16 protein-coding genes are annotated in these 19,467 nt (G+C 73.7%); 8 read left to right on the plus strand and 8 right to left on the minus strand.

The genetic code is table 11. The features are described 5' to 3' along the window. Positions 1-62: 62 nt before the first annotated feature. On the minus strand, positions 63-1,652 hold the full coding sequence (locus tag KSE_RS14980) for an acyl-CoA mutase large subunit family protein (protein ID WP_014136158.1): 1,590 nt from the start codon (positions 1,650-1,652) through the stop codon (positions 63-65). Positions 1,653-1,826: 174 nt separating this feature from the next. Between KSE_RS14980 and KSE_RS14985 the strand changes: the two genes are divergently transcribed. Next, a complete protein-coding gene (locus KSE_RS14985) occupies positions 1,827-2,570 on the plus strand; it encodes an SDR family oxidoreductase (protein WP_033258499.1) in 744 nt (247 codons plus the stop codon). Positions 2,571-2,827: 257 nt separating this feature from the next. Continuing rightward, positions 2,828-3,325, plus strand: coding sequence for a 2-oxo-4-hydroxy-4-carboxy-5-ureidoimidazoline decarboxylase (locus KSE_RS14990; RefSeq protein WP_014136160.1), 498 nt, complete (start codon positions 2,828-2,830; stop codon positions 3,323-3,325). Between the two features lie 38 nt (positions 3,326-3,363). Here the strand turns inward: KSE_RS14990 and KSE_RS14995 are convergent, their stop codons facing one another. After that, positions 3,364-4,113: a hypothetical protein gene (locus KSE_RS14995; RefSeq protein ID WP_014136161.1), complete on the minus strand. Its 750-nt coding sequence runs from the start codon at positions 4,111-4,113 to the stop codon at positions 3,364-3,366. Positions 4,114-4,363: 250 nt separating this feature from the next. Between KSE_RS14995 and sdhC the strand changes: the two genes are divergently transcribed. Genes sdhC through KSE_RS15015 form a run of 4 tightly spaced genes read left to right on the plus strand, consistent with a single transcriptional unit; the run spans position 4,364 to position 7,781 of the window. After that, complete coding sequence (gene sdhC / locus KSE_RS15000) at positions 4,364-4,744, plus strand: succinate dehydrogenase, cytochrome b556 subunit (RefSeq protein WP_033253218.1); 381 nt, start codon at positions 4,364-4,366, stop codon at positions 4,742-4,744. A 41-nt stretch (positions 4,745-4,785) separates the two neighbouring features. Next, the gene (gene sdhD, locus KSE_RS15005; RefSeq protein WP_202523833.1) at positions 4,786-5,238 is read left to right on the plus strand and encodes a succinate dehydrogenase, hydrophobic membrane anchor protein; all 453 of its coding nucleotides are present in this window, start codon (positions 4,786-4,788) and stop codon (positions 5,236-5,238) included. Positions 5,239-5,265: 27 nt separating this feature from the next. After that, positions 5,266-7,008, plus strand: a complete 1,743-nt coding sequence (gene sdhA / locus KSE_RS15010) for a succinate dehydrogenase flavoprotein subunit (protein ID WP_014136164.1) — start codon at positions 5,266-5,268, stop codon at positions 7,006-7,008. After that, positions 7,008-7,781, plus strand: coding sequence for a succinate dehydrogenase iron-sulfur subunit (locus KSE_RS15015; protein WP_014136165.1), 774 nt, complete (start codon positions 7,008-7,010; stop codon positions 7,779-7,781). The genes sdhA and KSE_RS15015 overlap by 1 nt, the downstream gene beginning before the upstream one ends. Before the next feature lie 87 nt (positions 7,782-7,868). Here KSE_RS15015 and KSE_RS15020 read toward each other — a convergent pair whose 3' ends face one another. The 3 genes from KSE_RS15020 to KSE_RS15030 form a co-directional block, all read right to left on the minus strand. Then, complete coding sequence (locus tag KSE_RS15020) at positions 7,869-9,212, minus strand: hypothetical protein (RefSeq protein ID WP_014136166.1); 1,344 nt, start codon at positions 9,210-9,212, stop codon at positions 7,869-7,871. Between the two features lie 178 nt (positions 9,213-9,390). Further along, positions 9,391-11,007, minus strand: coding sequence for a hypothetical protein (locus KSE_RS15025; protein WP_014136167.1), 1,617 nt, complete (start codon positions 11,005-11,007; stop codon positions 9,391-9,393). 106 nt (positions 11,008-11,113) lie between these two features. Continuing rightward, positions 11,114-11,383 (minus strand): SCO4848 family membrane protein, encoded by a 270-nt coding sequence (locus tag KSE_RS15030; RefSeq protein WP_014136168.1) that lies wholly within the window; start codon positions 11,381-11,383, stop codon positions 11,114-11,116. A 137-nt stretch (positions 11,384-11,520) separates the two neighbouring features. Between KSE_RS15030 and KSE_RS15035 the strand changes: the two genes are divergently transcribed. Next, positions 11,521-12,687 carry a D-alanyl-D-alanine carboxypeptidase family protein gene (locus KSE_RS15035; RefSeq protein ID WP_063747420.1) on the plus strand — a complete coding sequence of 389 codons (1,167 nt, stop codon included), beginning with the start codon at positions 11,521-11,523 and terminating at the stop codon, positions 12,685-12,687. A gap of 31 nt (positions 12,688-12,718) precedes the next feature. Here the strand turns inward: KSE_RS15035 and KSE_RS15040 are convergent, their stop codons facing one another. The 3 genes from KSE_RS15040 to KSE_RS15050 all read right to left on the minus strand — a co-directional run bounded on the left by KSE_RS15040 (position 12,719) and on the right by KSE_RS15050 (position 15,707). Beyond that, a complete protein-coding gene (locus KSE_RS15040) occupies positions 12,719-13,588 on the minus strand; it encodes a class I SAM-dependent methyltransferase (RefSeq protein ID WP_014136170.1) in 870 nt (289 codons plus the stop codon). Between the two features lie 86 nt (positions 13,589-13,674). Next, entirely contained in the window at positions 13,675-14,619 is a 945-nt protein-coding gene (locus tag KSE_RS15045) for a YihY/virulence factor BrkB family protein (protein ID WP_014136171.1), read from the minus strand. A gap of 89 nt (positions 14,620-14,708) precedes the next feature. Continuing rightward, the gene (locus KSE_RS15050; RefSeq protein WP_051055230.1) at positions 14,709-15,707 is read right to left on the minus strand and encodes a glycosyltransferase family 2 protein; all 999 of its coding nucleotides are present in this window, start codon (positions 15,705-15,707) and stop codon (positions 14,709-14,711) included. 145 nt (positions 15,708-15,852) lie between these two features. On the opposite strand from KSE_RS15050, the gene KSE_RS15055 reads away from it, so the two are divergent. Then, complete coding sequence (locus KSE_RS15055; protein WP_014136173.1) at positions 15,853-19,434, plus strand: bifunctional glycosyltransferase/CDP-glycerol:glycerophosphate glycerophosphotransferase; 3,582 nt, start codon at positions 15,853-15,855, stop codon at positions 19,432-19,434. The last annotated feature ends 33 nt before the right edge of the window (positions 19,435-19,467 follow it).

A 19,467-nucleotide genomic window follows, 5' to 3' on the forward strand; every position in this document is an offset into this window, starting at 1 on the left:
CGGAGGGCTGCCGGGGGACTCCCCCGGCAGCCCTCCGGCGTTCCCCGCCGCCGCGCCGGGGCTCAGAAGCGGTCGACCGGCACGTACGTCCCCCACACGCCGCGGAGCGCGTCGCTGACCTCGCCGACGGTGGCCCGGGCGGCGAGCGCCTCCTTCATCGGGTAGAGCACGTTGTCGCTGCCCTCCGCGGCCTTGCACAGGGCGCCGAGCGCCCGGTCGACCGCCGAGGAGTCCCGGTCGGCGCGCAGCCGCTTGAGGCGCTCGGCCTGCTGGGCCTCGATCGCCGGGTCGACCCGGAGCGGCTCGTAGGGCTCCTCCGCGTCGAGCTGGAAGCGGTTGACGCCGACCACGGTGCGCTCGCCGGAGTCCTGCTCCTGCTGGATCCGGTAGGCGGTGCGCTCGATCTCGCCCTTCTGGTAGCCCTGTTCGATCGCGGCGACGGCGCCGCCCAGGTCCTCGACCTTGGCCATCAGCTCCAGGATGGACGCCTCCAGCTCGTCGGTCATCGCCTCGACCACGTACGAGCCGGCGAACGGGTCGACGGTGGCGGTGACGTCGGTCTCGTAGGCGAGCACCTGCTGGGTGCGCAGCGCGAGCCGGGCGGACTTCTCGGTGGGGAGCGCGATCGCCTCGTCGAAGGAGTTGGTGTGCAGCGACTGCGTCCCGCCCAGGACGGCGGCGAGCGCCTGCACGGAGACCCGGACCAGGTTGACCTCGGGCTGCTGGGCGGTGAGTTGGACGCCGGCGGTCTGGGTGTGGAAGCGCAGCATCTGCGACTTGGGGTTCTTGGCGCCGAACTGCTCCTTCATCAGGCGGGCCCAGATCCGGCGCGCGGCGCGGAACTTGGCGACCTCCTCGAGCAGCGTGGTGCGGGAGACGAAGAAGAAGGAGAGCCGGGGCGCGAAGTCGTCGACGTCCATGCCGGCGGCGATCGCGGTGCGGACGTACTCGACGCCGTTGGCGAGCGTGAAGGCGATCTCCTGCGCGGGGTTCGCCCCGGCCTCGGCCATGTGGTAGCCGGAGATGGAGATGGTGTTCCAGCGGGGGATCTCGGCCCGGCAGTACTGGAAGATGTCGGCGATCAGCCGCAGCGAGGGCTTGGGCGGGAAGATGTACGTGCCGCGGGCGATGTACTCCTTGAGCACGTCGTTCTGGATGGTGCCGGTCAGCCGGCCGGACGGCACGCCCTGGGCCTCGCCGACCAGCTGGTAGAGCAGCAGCAGCAGCGAGCCGGGCGCGTTGATGGTCATCGAGGTGGAGACCTCGCCGAGCGGGATGCCGCCGAACAGCACGCTCATGTCCTCGACGCTGTCGATCGCGACGCCGACCTTGCCGACCTCGCCGTGCGAGATCGGCGCGTCCGAGTCGTAGCCCATCTGGGTCGGCAGGTCGAAGGCGACCGAGAGGCCCATGGTGCCGTTGGCGATCAGCTGCTTGTAGCGGGCGTTGGACTCGGCGGCGGTGCCGAAGCCCGCGTACTGGCGCATCGTCCAGGGCTTGCCGGTGTACATGGTCGGGTAGACGCCGCGGGTGAACGGGTACTGCCCGGGCGGGCCGAGGCGGGTCCCGGGGTCGAAGCCGGCCAGGGCCTCGGGGCCGTACACCGGCTCGATCGGCAGGCCCGACTCGGTGCGGCGGGGCTCGGCTGCCATGGGGGTCCTCCGCGGTGTGTGTGAACGTTCACTCATGACTGGCGATGGATACGCAATGTAGTCGTGCCCTCCGAACCGCAGACAGATGCCACGGCTGGGACCTTGCTCACAGCAGGGGGCGGCCGCTCCTTGGGATGATCGGTCCACCGATCGGACAGACGAGGAGTGCACGACATGACCGAGCAGAAGGTGGCCGTGGTCACCGGGGCGAGCAGCGGCATCGGGGCGGCGACCGCCCGCCGGCTGGCCGCGGACGGCTTCGAGGTGGTGCTGACCGCCCGCCGCGCCGAGCGGATCGAGGAGCTGGCGAAGGAGATCGGCGGCCGGGCGCACACCCTGGACGTCACCGACCGGGCCGCGGTGGACGCCTTCGCCGCCGGCGTCGGCCGGGTCGACGTGCTGGTGAACAACGCGGGCGGCGCGCTCGGCGCGGAGAGCGTCGAGCACGGCGACCCGGCGGACTGGCGGGCCATGTACGAGGTGAACGTGCTGGGCGTGCTGCACCTGACCCAGGCGCTGCTGCCGGCCCTGCGGGCGGCCGGCGAGGGCACCGTGCTGATCATGTCCTCCACGGCGGCGCTGGCCGCGTACGAGGGCGGCGGCGGGTACGTGGCGGCCAAGCACGCCGTCCACTCGCTGGCCCAGACCCTGCGCCTCGAACTGGTGGCCGAGCCGATCCGGGTGATCGAGATCGCCCCCGGCATGGTGCGGTCGGAGGGCTTCGCGCTGACCCGCTTCCGCGGCGACCAGGCCAAGGCGGACGCGGTCTACGCGGGCGTCGCCGAGCCGCTCACCTCGGAGGACATCGCCGACACCGTCTCCTGGGCGGTGACCAGGCCCGCCCACGTCAACATCGATCTGCTGGTGGTCCGGCCGCGCGCCCAGGCCGCCAACCACAAGGTGCACCGGGTCAGTTGATCCGCTCCGTGTGAACGGAAAGGGCGGCGGGTCACAACTTGATAGCTCGTTCGAGTGAAATCGGCCCGCTGCCTCCCCAATTGATGAGCCCTCAACTACCGTGGAGGCGCTGCCCCGCCGAGCTGTGTCAGCCCGTGCGGCGGCATTTCCGCACCCTCCCTCCTCCCTCGGTCCGCCACCCGTCTCTGGAGCACTCCGCCTTCCGCCCTCACAAGGAGGATCCGCTGGCCAGCGACATCCCGCCGCAGCGTCTAGACGTGCGGACGGAGCCGTCCCTGCTCGGGCTTCACCGTTTCAACGAAGCCGACTCCGGCGCGGTGGAGGAGGCGCTGCTCGCCTGCTGCGGCAGCCACCGCTGGGCCCTCCGCCTCACCGCCCACCGCCCGTACCCCGACATAGAGTCCCTGCTCGCCGCCGCCAGCGAGGCCAGCTACGACCTCCGCCCGGCGGACCTCGCCGAGGCGCTCGCCGACGAGAGCTGGATGCCCCAGCCGCTGCTCGGCATGCGCGCCCCGGGCAGCCAGGCGGCGCACACCGCGCTGCGCGCCGCCCACGCCGCGTACGAGGCCCGCTTCGGGCACGTCTTCGTGGTCTGCCTCGACGGCGTCGACCCGGAGGAGATGCTGGACGCCGTCCTCACCTCGCTCCGGACCCGCCTCGCCAACGACCCGGACGAGGAACGCCTGATCTCCGCCGAGGAGTTGCGCCGCATCGCGCTCAGCCGCCTGGAGCACCTGGTGGCCGTGAAGGGCTGAGGCACGCCGCCGCGGAGGGCCCCCTCGGGGGCCCTCCGTCATTTCCGGCCGATCTTCGCGAGCTGCGCCGCCACCACCGCCCGGTCCGGCTCCGGGGCGGCCCGGCCGGTCGCGTCGAGGGTGGTGAAGACCGCGATGACGTCCCCGGCGCGGGCGACCAGGGCGCGCTGGACGATCGTGGCGCCGCCGGTTTCATTCGTGAGGGTGAAGGCGGTGGCGGCGTCGGCTCCTCCGGGGGTGGGCGTGTCGAGCCGGGTGAGCAGGTGGTGCCCGGCGGTGGAGGCGAAGGCCCGGCAGTGGTCGAGGACCTGGTCGAGGCCGCGCTGGACGGCGGCGGCCCGGCCGGGCCGGAAGGCCAGCACCGCGGTGTAGAGCGAGGCGCCGCCGTCGCCGTCCCGGGCGACGTCGAGGTCGGCCTCGGCCAGCGGCCCGGCCGAGCCCTTGGACGGGGTGAGCGCGTCCAGCACCGGCTGGCAGGCCGGGATGTCGGCGGTCTGCGGCGGGCTGGAGATGTCGTTCTGGCCGGGCTGCATCAGGGTGACCCGCCAGCCGGGCGCGAGGTCGGCCTCGGTGACGGCCAGCGCGCGCACCGCGGCGGCGTCGTACTCGGGCGCGGCGGACGCGCTCGCGGCGCCGGTCGCGGTGGCCGCGCCGTCGGCGGACGGCCCGGCCGGGGCGGCGCAGCCGGCCGCCAGCACGAGCGCGGCGAGGGCGGCGAACGCGCCGGGGACGGCGGGGGCGGTGGGGGCGTTCGGCGCGGCGGGGGTGCGGGCGGGCAGCGGGCGCACGGCGCGGGCCTCTCTGCTGGGCGGCGGGGAGGCGTACCGTAGCGCAGTCGGGTGATGACTCTGCGTCACAACTCCCGTGCGGTTCCCGTTCCGATTAGGCCGTGCGTGCCTGATTGATCACACCAGGGGCCCCCGCGGGCGGTTGCCGACGGCGCGTCGATAGGATGCTCGCGGCCGGTGGACCGTATCCGGCCGGGCTGACCGACACCGAAGCCGGCCGAGCCCCCGAACCGCTTCCGGAGGGTTTTCCGTGCCGGCTGGAACGCTGTACCGCGGCCGGGAAGGCATGTGGAGCTGGGTGGCTCACCGAGTCACCGGCGTCCTGATCTTCTTCTTCCTGTTCGCACATGTCCTTGACACCGCCCTGGTGCGGGTGTCGCCCGAGGCGTACGACTCGGTGATCGCCACGTACAAGATCCCGCTGGTGAACCTGATGGAGTACGGCCTGGTGGCCGCCATCCTGTTCCACGCGCTGAACGGCCTGCGGGTCGTGGCGGTGGACTTCTGGGCCAAGGGCCCGAAGTACCAGAAGCAGATGCTGTGGACCGTCGTGGGCGTCTGGGTCGTCCTGATGGCCGGCTCCTTCTACCCCGTCCTCGAGCACACCCTTCGCACCTGGTTCGGGGGCTGATCCGCGTGTCCACTGACACCAACGACCTGGTGGTTCCCTCCCTGCAGGCGCACACCGCCAAGGGCCTGGGCACCGGCAACCCGGCCGACGCCTTCGTGGTGGAGCCCGCCCGGGCCCGCACCAGGAAGACCCCGCGCCGCACCCGCACCAACTTCGAGATGCTCGCCTGGCTGTTCATGCGCCTGTCGGGTGTCGTCCTGGTGGTGCTGGTCCTCGGCCACCTGCTGATCAACCTGATGCTGGACGGCGGCGTCTCCAAGGTGAGCTTCGCCTTCGTGGCGGGCCGCTGGGCGTCCCCGTTCTGGCAGTTCTGGGACCTGCTGATGCTGTGGCTGGCGATGCTGCACGGCTCCAACGGCATGCGCACCGTCATCAACGACTACGCGGAGAAGGACGCCACTCGTCTGTGGCTCAAGGGTCTCCTCGGTGTCGCGACCGTCTTCACGGTCGTCCTCGGCACCCTGGTGATCTTCACCTTCGACCCGAACATCTAGACGAGCCACCAGAGGCGACTGACCCCCATGCAGATTCACCAGTACGACACCGTCATCGTCGGCGCCGGCGGCGCGGGCATGCGCGCGGCGATCGAGTCGACGCAGCGCAGCCGCACCGCGGTGCTGACCAAGCTCTACCCGACCCGGTCCCACACCGGCGCGGCGCAGGGCGGCATGTGTGCCGCGCTCGCCAACGTCGAGGAGGACAACTGGGAGTGGCACACCTTCGACACGGTCAAGGGCGGCGACTACCTGGTCGACCAGGACGCCGCCGAGATCATGTGCAAGGAGGCCATCGACGCGGTCCTCGACCTGGAGAAGATGGGTCTCCCCTTCTCCCGCACCGACCAGGGCCGGATCGACCAGCGCCGCTTCGGCGGCCACTCGCGCAACCACGGCGAGGCCCCGGTCCGCCGGTCCTGCTACGCCGCGGACCGCACCGGCCACATGATCCTGCAGACGCTGTTCCAGAACTGCGTCAAGCACGGCGTCGAGTTCTTCAACGAGTTCTACGTCCTCGACCTGCTGATCAACGAGGGCAAGACGGCCGGCGTGGTGGCCTACGAGCTGGCCACCGGCGAGATCCACGTCTTCCAGGCCAAGGCCGTGGTGTTCGCCTCCGGCGGCACCGGCAAGATGTTCAAGGTCACCTCGAACGCGCACACCCTGACCGGTGACGGCCAGGCCGTGGCGCTGCGCCGGGGCCTGCCGCTGGAGGACATGGAGTTCTTCCAGTTCCACCCGACGGGCATCTGGCGGATGGGCATCCTGCTCACCGAGGGCGCCCGCGGCGAGGGCGGCATCCTGCGCAACAAGGACGGCGAGCGCTTCATGGAGCGCTACGCCCCCGTCATGAAGGACCTCGCGTCCCGTGACGTGTGCTCCCGCGCGATCTACTCGGAGATCCGGGCCGGCCGCGGCTGCGGCCCCGACGGCGACCACGTCTACCTGGACCTGACCCACCTGCCGCCGGAGCAGCTGGACGCCAAGCTGCCGGACATCACCGAGTTCGCGCGCACCTACCTCGGCATCGAGCCCTACACGGACCCGATCCCGATCCAGCCCACCGCGCACTACGCGATGGGCGGCATCCCGACCAACGTCGAGGGCGAGGTGCTGCGCAACAACACCGACGTGGTCCCCGGCCTGTACGCCGCGGGCGAGGTCGCGTGCGTGTCGGTGCACGGCGCCAACCGGCTGGGCACCAACTCGCTGCTGGACATCAACGTGTTCGGCCGCCGGGCGGGCATCGCCGCCGCCGCGTACTCCGACAAGCACGACTTCGTGCCGCTGCCGGAGAACCCGGGCGCGCTGGTCGAGGCGCTGGTGGAGGGCCTGCGGAACTCCACCGGCACCGAGTCGGTCGCCAAGATCCGCCAGGAGCTGCAGGAGTCGATGGACACCAACGTGTCCGTCTACCGCACCGGCAAGACCCTGCAGCAGGCGGTCGAGGACGTGGCGGCGCTCAAGGAGCGCTTCAAGAACGTCTCGATCGCGGACAAGGGCTCGCGCTACAACACCGACCTGCTGGAGGCCGTCGAGCTGGGCAACCTGCTCGACCTGGCCGAGGTGCTGGTCGTCTCGGCGCTGGCCCGCGAGGAGTCCCGCGGCGGTCACTACCGCGAGGACTTCCCGACCCGCGACGACGTGAAGTTCATGCAGCACACCATGGCGTACCGCGAGGTGGCCGAGGACGGCTCCACCTCGATCCGCCTCGACTACAAGCCGGTCGTGCAGACCCGCTACCAGCCGATGGAGCGTAAGTACTGATGTCCACTCCGACCGTCGAGACGCACTCGGCCGCGCTGGACGCGGTCGAGGCGGGCAGCACCCAGCTGATCAGCGTCACCTTCCGGATCCGCCGGTTCAACCCGGAGGAGCACCCGGACCCGGTGTGGGTGGACTACCAGCTCCTGATGGACCCGAAGGAGCGCGTCCTGGACGCGCTCAACAAGATCAAGTGGGAGCAGGACGGCACGCTCACGTACCGCCGCTCCTGCGCGCACGGCATCTGCGGTTCGGACGCCATGCGGATCAACGGGCGCAACCGGCTGGCGTGCAAGACCCTGATCAAGGACGTCAACCCGGAGAAGCCGATCACGGTCGAGGCCATCAAGGGCCTCGCGGTCCTCAAGGACCTGATCGTCGACATGGACCCGTTCTTCCAGGCGTACAAGGACGTCATGCCGTTCCTGATCACCAACGGGAACGAGCCGACCCGCGAGCGGCTGCAGTCGCAGTCCGACCGCGAGCGCTTCGACGACACCACCAAGTGCATCCTGTGCGCCGCGTGCACCTCCTCGTGCCCGGTGTTCTGGAACGACGGCCAGTACTTCGGCCCGGCGGCGATCGTCAACGCGCACCGCTTCATCTTCGACTCGCGCGACGAGGGCGGCGAGCAGCGCCTGGAGATCCTCAACGACCGTGAGGGCGTGTGGCGCTGCCGCACCACCTTCAACTGCTCGGAGGCCTGCCCGCGCGGCATCGAGGTCACCAAGGCGATCCAGGAGGTGAAGCGCGCGCTCGTCACGCGTCGCTTCTAGTCCGACCCGTTCGAGGGGCCCGTCCGGAGTTCGCTCCGGGCGGGCCCCTCGGCGTTCGGGGCGGTCGCGGGGCGGTCGCCGGGCGGTTCAGTCGGCCCGGCGGGTGCGGACGGTGGCGAGGGTGAGCAGCAGCGGGCCGGCCAGCAGGGCGGCGGCCATCCGGCGGTAGTCCTGGTCGGCGGCGGAGGCGGTGAGGGCCAGCTGGGTGCCGAGGACGGCCGCGCCGGCCACCGGGACGAGGGCGGCCAGCCGGTGCCGCCAGGCGTACAGCACGGCGGCGGCCAGGCCCAGGTAGGCCCAGAGCGCGCCGCGCCACAGCAGCCAGTCGAGCTGCGGGGCGCGCAGCAGGGTGTGGCTCCAGGTCGCGGCGGCGTGCAGCGGGTGCCACAGGCCGCGGGAGCCGGCCGCCGGGCCGGGCACCCCGGTGGCGGCGTGCGGGCCGTCGCCACCGGCCCACACGCCCCAGGCGATCCGGGCTCGGCAGAGCCGGGCGTCCAGCACGGCGTCCGGGTGGTCGCGGAGCAACTGCCGCCAGGCGGTCGCGAGTTCGCCCTCGGCCCGGTCGGCGGCGGGGGCGTTCCAGCGGTCGGTGAGGGCGGCGGACGCCGAGCAGTCGGCGCCCGCCGCCGCCCAGACCGGCGCCGGGGCGACGGCGTCCAGCGCGGGGTTCGCCGGGGCGGCGGCCGACCGGCCGGCCACCGCGAGGTCCGCCGCCCGCAGCGGGCGCAGGTCGCCCGCGGGCGCGGCCGGGTGGCCGAGCAGGCCGAGGGCGAGCGGCACGGCCAGCGCGAGCGCGGTCGGCAGCGCGAGGCGCAGCCGGGCCCGGGGCAGGAAGGCCAGCAGCACGGCGACGGCCGCCAGCGCGGTCCCGGCCCCCCGGGTGCCGGTCAGCGCGAGGGCGCAGACGGCCGAGAACAGTACGGCGAGATCCAGCCGCTGGGCCGGGCCGCCCTGCCGCAGCGTGCCCTCGGCCCGCCGGGCCAGCAGCCGCAGGCCGGCCCCGGTGAGCAGCAGCGCGGCGAGCGCGACGACCGCGTCGGGAGTGGCCGACACCACCAGGCTCGCGGTCGGCGGCAGCCCGGCCAGCCCGACCGCGACCGGCCCGGCGTGCCGTCCGCGCACCCCGTAGCGGGCCAGCGCGGCGACCAGGTACCCGAGCGCGAAGGCGGCCGCGGCGGTCTGCAGCAGGGTGGCGGGCCCCGGGTGGACGAGCCGCACGGCGGCGGCGTACAGCGGCGCGGACCCGTCCGGGGCGTCCCCGGTGAACGCCGGGTACGCCGCCGCCCACCAGAGCAGCAGCGCCGCCCAGCACCCCGCCGCCACCGCGAACGGCAGCCGCAGCCGCGACTTGGCCCGCCGGTGCCGCCGCTCCCGCTCCTGCCGCCGCGCCCACCCGGGGCGGGCCTCCTCAAGGGTGGTACTGGTGCTCACGGCGAAGCCCTCCCCCACAGTCGGTGCGGGGCAGGCTAGCAGCGGGAATCAGCCACTTGAAGGGGGCCCGCGCGGGCGGCGCCGGAACGGCCGGGCCCGCGGGGCCGCCGCCCGGCCCCGGAACGGCGCGAACCCGCCCCCGGCGGGCCGGCCGGGGGGGTTCGGGCACTGCGGCGGCTCAGGCCAGCGGGCCGCGGTCCTGCGGGGCGGTGGCGCCGTGGTAGGCGATCAGGTGCCGGTCGGCGGTGACGGCGTACAGGTCGGGCCGTCCGTCGCCGTCGAGGTCGCCGGAGCTGCCGAGGACCGGGTAGTCGGCGGCCGGGAAGGTGCCCAGGACGGTGCCGGCGGCCGGGTCGGCGAGGCCGGAGAAGTCGTAGCTCCCGTCGGCGAGCTTCGGGACGGCGTGGGCCCGCAGGACGCCGGTGGACTGCTCGCGGGACCACAGCGCGAGGTCGCCGGCCGCGTCGGGGCCGGGGGCGACCAGGTCGTAGCCGTTCCAGGCGCCGCCGGTGGTGAGGCGGGTGCTGGTGGCGCCGAACCAGGAGGGGTCGTTCTGCAGCCACAGGTCGCCCTGCTCGACGTCCAGCAGGGTGATGCCGTTCGGGACGGCCGGGTCGGTCGGGCCGAAGGCGACCAGCTGCCGCGCGTCGGCGAAGCCGGACGACAGGTCGGACAGGCAGTCCACCGGGTTGAAGGCGGTGTCGACGCAGCCGCTCGGGTGGCTGACCAGCTGCGGCGACTGGACGCCCAGGGGCAGCCGGCCCTGGTTGAGGTACTGGTAGAGGTAGCTGCCGCCGAGGTCGTGGACGTAGACGGTGTCGGCGGGGCTGCCGGCGAGGCTCCAGCCCTTGTGGAGGACCTGGAGGCCCGTCCAGCTGCCGCCGATCGGGGCCCAGATGGCCGGGACGACGGTGGTGGGGGTGGCGGTGGCGGAGGCGCCGCTGATCACCAGCAGGTTGCCGTGGGAGTCGGGCAGCAGGATGTCGGGGACGCCGTCGTTGTCGACGTCGCCGAGGGCCTTCGGCGGGTTGGGGTTCGACCGCGCGTAGAAGGAGTAGTGGACGGTCTGGCTGACCCGGCCCGCGTGGTCGACGGCCTCGACCCGCAGCTCGTGGCTGCCCCAGGAACCGGGCCGGAGGGCGACGCTCGCGGTGCCGTCGGCCCCGGCCGCGGCGACGCCCTGGCGGGGGGCGCAGTCGGCGCCGACGCCGAGCGTCCCGTCGAGGACGTAGCGGAAGCAGGCCACGCCGGAGCCGGTGTCGGTGGCGGAGAAGGCGAACACGCCGGTGTCGGTCGCGTACGCGGTGCCGCCCTGGGCCGGGAAGTCGTCGGAGCGGACGGCGAGTCCGGTGGGCGCGGCGGTGTCGATGCCGAAGCGGCAGGTCTCGGTGGGCGCTCCGGAGCCCGGCCGGTCCTGCGGCCAGACCTGCCAGGTGTAGCCGGCGCCGTCGGGCAGGCCGGTCAGGGCGGTCCGGACGCCGCCGAGCGCGTCGGTGTCGGCGGTGGTGTCGAGGACCTTCGCGCCGGTGCCGTCCCAGACCTTGAAGCGGGCGGCGGGCGCGGTGGTGCGCGCGGACAGCTCGGGGCCGGGGTGGCCGGCGCCGACCCAGCCGGGCGTGCCGGTGGCGGTGCAGCCGTCGGTGGGGCCGCCGTCCAGGTAGGTGCCGGGCAGGACGGTCGGGGCGGTGACGGCCGGGCCGGGTTCGGCCTGCGCGGCGGGCGCCGCGAACAGGCCGGCGGCGAGGGCTGCCGCGGCGCACGCGGCGAGCAGCCGCGGCGGGACGGAGCGGGACAAGGGACCCCCCAGGGAGACGGCGTGCGGGCGGGTGGAACCACCCGCCCGGCGGCGCATCCTTCTCCTGGTCCCCGCTGGTGCGCAAGCGAATTGACGCGCCGCCAGGTCAGCCCCGGTCGGCGGCGGGGGCCGCCGCGCGGCGCGACGCGCGCAGGCCGCGGACGCCGATCCAGCCGATGGCGAGGCCGAGCAGCAGGGAGGTGACGGTGAGCAGCAGGTGCACCCAGAAGAAGGCGGTGGGCTGGGAGTGGTCGCCGTTGACGAACGCCTGGCCGCCGGAGTCCTTCCAGAGGTTCTTGGCGAAGGTCGTCCAGACGAAGAGGGACCAGACGCCGAAGGCGGTGAGGAACCAGGAGACCGGGCGGCTGAGCTTCATGGCGGGGTCCTTCGCGGCAGACGGGGTGCCCGTCCAGTATGCGCGGCCCGCCGATCGGAGCAGTGGGCGGTACTCGTTCGTGGCGCGGGCGGCGCCGCCGCCGGGGGCGGGGGCGGGGGGCGGGTTAGTTTCCCGGAATGCTGATAATCCGCCGGATTCTCCACGGTTCGTCCGCTGCCGCGCTGCTCGTGCTGTCGCTCCCGTCCGCCGCGCGGGCGGACGCGGTGGTGGGCGGGGAGCGGTTGGGCGCGGCGGGGGTGCAGGTGGCAGCGGGGGCGCCGGCGCTGCCGAAGGAGCTGACCGGGCGGTCCTGGGTGGTCGCGGACGCGGGCAGCGGGCAGGTGCTGGCGGCGTTCAACGCGCACGCCGAGCTGCCGCCCGCGTCGACCCTGAAGATGCTGTTCGCGGTCACCGTGCTGCCCCGGTTCCCGGCCTCCGACGTGCACCGGGTGACCTGGTCGGAGCTGCAGGGGATGGGCGCGGGCAGCAGCCTGGTCGGCATCAAGGAGGACCTCGACTACAAGGTCGAGGACCTGTGGCGCGGGGTGTTCCTGTCCTCCGGCAACGACGCGGTGCACGTGCTGGCGAACATGAACGGCGGGGTCGCGAAGACCGTCGCCGACATGCAGGCCCGCGCCGACCGGCTGCGGGCCCGGGACACCCACGTGGTCAGCCCGGACGGCTACGACATGGACGGGCAGGTCACCTCGGCGTACGACCTGACGCTGTTCGCCCGGGCGGGCCTGCGCGATCCGGAGTTCCGGGGGTACTGCGCGACCCGGTGGGCGCAGTTCCCGGGGGCGGTGGACAAGAAGACCGGGCAGCGCGGCAGCTTCGGGATCGCCAACACCGACCGGCTGCTGGGCAAGTACCCGGGGCTGATCGGGGTGAAGAACGGCTACACCACCAACGCGGGCGCGACCTACACCGGCGCGGCCGAGCGGGACGGGCGGACGCTGCTGGTGACGGTGATGCACCCGGCGGACGGCGCGAAGGTGTACGACGAGGCGGCGGCGCTGCTGGACTGGGGCTTCGCGGCGGCCGGGAAGGCCGCCCCGGTCGGGGAGCTGGCCGAGGACGGCGGCGCGCAGGCCCCGGCGGAGGGCCCGGCGGCGGCCCGGCCGGTGGCGGACCCGCCGAGCCCGCCGGCCGGGCCGGCCCGGCCGGCGGTGGGGCGGGCGGCGCACGCGGCGGCGTCCGGCCCCGGTCCGGCGACCTGGTCGGCGGTGGGGCTGTGCGCGGCGGTCGCGGCGGCGGGACTGCTGCGGCTGCGGGCGCTGCGCCGCCGGGCGGGCCGGGGCTGACGCCGGCTCCGGGCCGCCCGGCGGGGGGCGGTCAGGGGCGGCGGGCGGCGCGCAGGGCGCGGCGGACCGCGCGGGTGGCGACCGGGGGGAGCAGGTCGAGGGCGATCCGGCGCGGGAGCGAGCGCGGCGGGGCGGCCCGGCGGGCCCGGGCGGCGGGTTCGTCCCAGGCGAGGCGGTGGCAGACCTGTTCGGCGAGGTGCTCCTCGTCGAGCCGGTAGCCCTCGGCGCGCCAGTCCCGGTCGAGCAGGTCGGCGCGGACGGCGTCGGGATCGCCCCAGGTGCCGTAGAACTTCTCCGGGGTGAGCAGCACCGGCCGCAGGCCGAGGGTGAAGACGGCCTCCCAGACGGCGGCGGCCACGCCGGGGGTGTGCGGGGCCCGGTAGTCGTCGAGGGCGACGAGGCCGTTCTCGGCGAGCGCGTCGCGGGCGACCAGGATGTCGCCGGCCACGTGCTCGTACAGGTGGGAGGCGTCGATGTGGACGAAGCGGCAGCTGCCGGCCGGGATCCGGCCGTCGGCGAGCACCGAGGTGGGGGCCTGGACGATGACCGGCAGTTCGGGGTGGAAGGCCCGGTAGTTGGCCTCGAAGGCGCGCCGGGTGAGGGTCTCGCGGTAGGACATGGTCATCTCGGCGGAGTTGTCGTCGTCCGGCGCGTCGAGGTCGAACAGGTCGCAGACGGTGAAGGTCTCGCCGGGTTGCAGGTGGCTGCCGAGCAGGATCGCCGAGCGGCCCAGGTAGGCGCCCATCTCCAGCAGGTCGCCGGCGGTGCCGGCGGCGGTCTGCCGGTGCAGGAGGTGGGCGAAGGCCGCCTGGTCGGCGCGGAAGAACCAGCCGGGCACGTCGTCGGGGGTGGCGGGGACGGGCGGGGCGGGGGGAGCGGCGATGGTGTCCGAGACTGGCACACGGTCTCCTGGGGAGCTGGCCGGGGCGGGGGGAGCGCGGCGGCGTGCGGTCGGTGGATGCCGAACGGATGTGACCGGGATCATAGTCACTGGTCCGGATGCCGGACAGTCGGTGGCGCGGATTGCGGCCCGGCGGCTTCGAGCGCCGCCTCGGCCTGCCGGACGGCGCGCCGCCGGGCCTCCTCCGGGTCGGCGAGCGCGGTCCAGGCGGCGCAGTACATGAGCAGCCGGGCGACGAAGTCGATCCACAGCAGCAGCGCCACCGGCACGCCGAACGCCCCGTACAGGCTGCGGCCGGCCACCGAGCCGAGGTACGAGGAGAGCAGCAGCTTCAGCAGTTCGAAGCCGACCGCGCCGATCAGCGCGCCCTCCAGCAGGGCGCGGCGGGACTGGCCGGCGATCTGCGGGAACGGGCCGAGCAGGTAGGCGAACAGCAGCAGGTCGGCGCCGACCGCGATCAGGAAGCCGAGCCCGGAGAGCAGCCAGCGGGCGGCCCCGCCGTCCAGGCCGAGGCCGTCGGCGAGCCGGTGGGCGAGGGTGGTGGCGAGCGCGGAGCCGGCCAGCGAGGCCAGGCAGACCAGGCCCAGGCCGAGCAGCACCAGGCAGTCGCGGAGCTTGACCAGCAGGACGTTGCCGCCCTCGGCGGGCAGCCGCCACACGGTGCGCACCGCGCCGCGCATGGTGTCCACCCAGCCGAGGCCGGAGACCAGCAGCAGCAGGCCGGAGACCAGGCCGACGGTGCCGGCGTTGGCGACCATGGCGTTCAGGTCGAGCGAGTCGGCGAGGCCGGGCAGCTGTTCGGTGACCTTGTCCTGGAGCTGGTGCACCCGGGAGTCGGAGAGGGTGGCGAGCGCGATCGCCAGGGCCACCGTGAGCAGCGGGAACAGCGCCAGGAAGCCGAAGAAGGTGACCGCCCCGGCCAGCCGGTTGCCCTGGACGGCGTCGAACAGCAGGTACACCAGGTAGGGGCGGCTGCGCAGCAGGCGGGCGGCGAGCGGGCCGATCACGGGCAGCTTGGTGAGGAAGTCCACCCTTGGCTGTATACCGCTGTCCGGCCCGGGGCGCGCGGAGCGACGCGTACGGGTGACGCCGCGTCAGGGGTCGGCCGCGGCGCGGCGGGTCAGCGGCGGACGGCGCGGCGGGCCCGGGCGAGGGCGCGCAGGCTCTGGAAGCCGAGGTAGCTGCCGCGGCCGAGCAGTTCGCCGCGCAGGCCCTCGCGGCCGGGGGCGGGCCGGTAGCCGTCGGGGCGGTGCCGGGCGCAGTGCTCGCCGGCCCGCCGGAAGAACTCGCGGCGGTCGGCGGCCGGGACCCGGCCGGGCTTGGAGACCACGGTGGCGAGGTGGCCGAGCATCATCCGGTAGATCACCGGCCGCCAGCGGTCGAGGTCGAGCCGGGTGTCGAGGAAGGCGAAGACCCGGTCGTACTGGGCGAAGACGTCGAAGTGCTTGCGGGAGGCGGTGGCGAGGATGTTGCCGCCCTCGCGGCGCTGCCGGTAGTGGACGCCGACGGCGTCGAGCAGGGTGATCCGCTCGGCGGCGAGCAGCGCCGGGTAGGTGTAGGGGGTGTCCTCGTAGTAGCCGGGCGGGAAGGACAGGCCGACGCGCTCGGTGAACTCGCGGCGGTAGACCTTGTTCCAGGCGACCTGCAGCAGGTCGAGCAGGTCGCGGCGGTCGTCCAGGGCGAACACCTCGGGGCCGGGCCGGGTGAAGACGGGGGCGGAGGCGGAGCGGGCCACCCGGCCGTCCCAGTAGCTGCGGGCGTAGTCGAAGACCAGCAGGTCGGGGTCGTCGGTGGCGCGCAGCCGGGCGTCGACGGCGGCGAGCAGGCCGGGGGTGAGGGTGTCGTCGCTGTCCAGGAAGAGCAGGTAGTCGCCGGTGGCGAGGGCGGCGCCGGCGTTGCGGGCCGGGCCGAGGCCGACGTTCTCCGGGAGGTGCCGGACGGCGACCCGGGGGTCGCGGGCGGCGGCGGCGTCCAGCAGGGCGCCGCAGCCGTCGGGGGAGCGGTCGTCGACGGCGATCAGTTCGAAATCGCCGAAGGACTGCGAGAGGACCGACTCCAGGCACTCGGGCAGGTACTCCTCGACGGCGTGCACGGGCACGACCACACTGAACCGCGGCATCTCTTCACTCTCCCGACCTGGCCTGGCCTGGCGCAGACTAGCAAGCGCGGAGAGGTAGGATCGCGGCCGGTGGAGGTCCGCTCTCGCACGCAGGTATCCACGGGCCCGCCGGTCGCACTCCCCGATGAAAGGCTCTGCGCTACCGATGGCCCCCCGTCTCTCCGTCGTCGTTCCGATCTACAACGTCGAGCGCTACCTCGAGGAGTGCCTGGACTCCATCGCCGCGCAGACCTTCGCCGACTTCGAGTGCGTCATGGTCGACGACGGTTCCAAGGACTCCAGCGCCGAGATCGCCCGCGCGTACGCCGCGAAGGACTCCCGGTTCCGGCTGGTGCAGCAGGTCAACAAGGGCCTCGGCGCGGCGCGCAACACGGGCTACCGGCACATCGACGCGGGCTCCGAGTTCCTGGCCTTCGTGGACAGCGACGACACCATGCCGCCGTCCGCGTACGAGCTGATGATCGGCACCCTGGACGAGACCGGCTCGGACTTCTGCTCCGGCAACGTGCTGCGCTTCCGCGCGGTCGGGCACTACCAGTCCGGCGGCCACCGCAAGCCGTTCGCGGCGACCCGGCTGCGCACCCACATCACCGAGATCCCGGCGCTGATCACCGACCGGACCGCCTGGAACAAGGTCTACCGCCGCTCGTTCTTCGACGAGGCGGGCGTGCTGTACCCCGAGGGCATCCTGTACGAGGACGCGCCGGTCAGCGTGCCGCACCACTTCCTGGCCCGCCGGGTCGACGTGCTCGCCGAGCCGATCTACCACTGGCGCGAGCGGGAGGTCGGCGAGATGTCGATCACCCAGATGAAGACCAACCCGAAGGGCGTCATCGACCGGGTCAAGTCGATGGAGCTGGTCCGGGACTGGCTGTCGGCGCAGAGCGACCCGAAGTACCGCAAGTACCTGCGCACCTACGACGAGAACAACCTCGTCGAGGAGATCCCGATGTTCTTCGGGTCGGTGCTGGCGGGCGACCCGGAGTACAACGCGGCCTACCTGGAGTCGGCCGGCCGGCTGCTGCGCGCCATCGGGCCCGAGCAGGTCCGCAAGCTGCGCGCGCCGCTGCGGCTGAAGTACCACCTGACCCTGCAGGGCCGGCTGGAGGAGCTGATCGAGCAGCTCCGCTTCGAGCAGGACAGCAACGGCGCGGCCCCGGCCCGCGGCCTGCTCCGCCCGTACGCGGACTACCCGTTCCTGCGCGGCGGCCGCAAGAGCGTCCCGGCGGACGTGCTGCGGCTGAAGAACGCGCTGGTGATGCGCTCGCGGCTGTACGACGCCCAGTGGGAGGACGGGAAGCTCCAGCTGACCGGCCACGCCTTCCCCGAGCACCTGGGGGCCGAGAACAAGCACGACATGGTCAAGGCGCTGGTCCTGCGCGAGGCCAAGGGCCGCCGGGTGGTGGCCGTGCAGACCAAGGCGCGGTACAGCCCGGAGGCCACCGCCAGCTCCCCGCACGACCTGTACAGCTGCGACTGGGCGGGCTTCGCCGCGTCCATCGACCCGCAGCGGCTCAAGCACCGCGGGGCCTGGAAGGAGGGCTCCTGGCGGGTGCTGGTGGCGGGCGCCGGCAAGGGCGGCGTCTACAAGGGCCGGGTGTCGGTCGGCTGGCACGACCACAACCAGTACCCGCCGTCGCACTGGGTCGAGGACGACGTCCGGATCGTGCCCTGGTCGCGCGACGGCCACCTGCTGCTGCGGGTGGAGCGGGTGCGGGCCCGCGCGGTCTCGACGACCGCGCTCGGGGACGGCCGGGTGGAGCTGCGCGGCCTGGTCCGCTCCGGCGCCGACCTGGCCGGGGCCGAGCTGCGGCTGCTGCACGTCGAGTCGGACCGCGACCTGTTCGCCGAGCTGGAGCTGGGCACCCCGGTCGGCCGCGACCTGCCGTTCACGGTGCGCTTCCGGATCGCCGACCTGACCGCCGTCCGGGAGGCCTGGGCGGTCCTGGACCCGACCGCCGAGGAGCGCACCCGGGACCGCTGGGACCTCGGGATCAAGCTGGCCGGCGGCGAGGTGCTGCCGCTGGTGCTGGACGACCGGGCCGCCCCGGTGGAGCTGCACCTGGCGGTGGAGGGCGGGGCGCGCTCGCTGTACGCCAAGCCGTCCCCGTCCGGCTACCTGCAGCTGTGCGACCAGGTGCTGCAGCCGGTGATCGAGGAGGTCGGCCCGGCCGCCGACGGCGAGGGCTTCGTGCTCAGCGGCTCCTTCCCGCTGCCCGGCACCCACCGCTACGAGCTGGTCGCCCGGCACCACAAGCGCCAGGAGGAGCACGCCTACCCGGTGGAGATCGCCGACGGCCGGTTCCGGGTCGTGCTGCCCGCCGTGCCGACCGCGTCCTTCGCCGGCCGGGTGCCGCTGCACAAGGGCAGCTGGACGGTGCTGTTCCGCCCGGCGGACGCCGCGCCCGACAGCGTCTGGCCGAGCGCCGAGCTGGCCGCCGCGACCTTCGACACGCTGCCGCTGGAGCTGCGGACCCGCGGCAAGCGGATCGGCCTGGAGCGGCGCGGCTTCGACCTGCTGTCGATGGAGTCGCACGACGCGCTGGAGCCGGAGGAGCGCAGCGGCTACCGGCAGCGGCAGCTGCGGCTGGCCTACGCCGAGGAGCGGTCGGCGCCGCTGACCGACACCGTGCTGTACCACACCGTCCGGGAGGACTGGTGGGCCGCCGACGGCGGCGTGTACAGCGACTCGCCGCGGGCGGTGCACGAGGAGCTGGTCCGCCGCGGCCTGCCGCTGCGCCACCTGTGGACCTCCGTCGACCTGCAGGCCGAGCTGCCGCGGAGCGCCGAGGCCCTCCGGCACCGCTCCCCCGAGTGGTTCAAGGCGCTGGCCACCGCGAAGTACGTCGTCACCTCCACCCACCTGCCCACGTACTTCCGCCGCCGGCCGGGCCAGGTCGTCGTGCAGACCTGGCAGGGCGTGCCGCTGAAGCGGATCGGGACCGACTTCGAGAAGGTCTGGTTCACCGACTCCGGGTACCTGGAGCACCTCAAGGAGGAGGTGCCGCAGTGGAGCCTGCTGGTGGCCGGCAACAGCTGGTCGGTGCCGGTGCTGCGGCGCGCCTTCGACTTCAAGGGCGAGGTGCTGGAGAGCGGCACCCCGCGCAACGACCTGCTGTTCGCCGCCGACCGGCAGAAGACCGCCGAGCGGGTCCGCGAGCAGCTCGGGCTGCCCGAGGGCAAGAAGGTGGTGCTGTACGCGCCGACCTTCCGGGAGGACCGCCGGCTGCCCGACGGCGGCTACCAGCTGAACCTGCAGCTCGACCTGGCGGCGGCCCGGGCCGCGCTGGGCGACGACCAGGTGCTGCTGGTGCGCGCCCACGAGGTGGTGCGCGGGCAGATCGCCGAGGCCGGCGACGGCTACGTGTGGGACGTCAGCACCTACCCCGACATGGCGGAGCTGCTGCTGGTCGCGGACGTGCTGGTGACCGACTACTCGGCCGCGCTGTTCGACTTCATGAACACCGGCCGGCCGGTGCTGCTCTTCGCGTACGACCTGGAGCACTACCGGGACAACCTGCGCGGCTTCAGCTTCGACTTCGAGGCGCAGGCGCCCGGCCCGCTGCTGCGCACCTCGGCCGAGGTGGTCGCGGCGCTGGGCGACCTGGCCGCGGTCACCGCGGAGTACGCCGACAAGTACGCGGCGTTCCGCGAGGCGTACGGGGACCTGGACGACGGCCAGGCGTCGGCGCGGGTCGTGGACGCGATGCTGGCCGCGGGCGAGTAACCGCCGCAGCATCCGGAATTCACATCACTCCAT

It is taken from the genome of Kitasatospora setae KM-6054, from assembly GCF_000269985.1.
In the GTDB taxonomy this organism is placed as follows: domain Bacteria; phylum Actinomycetota; class Actinomycetes; order Streptomycetales; family Streptomycetaceae; genus Kitasatospora; species Kitasatospora setae.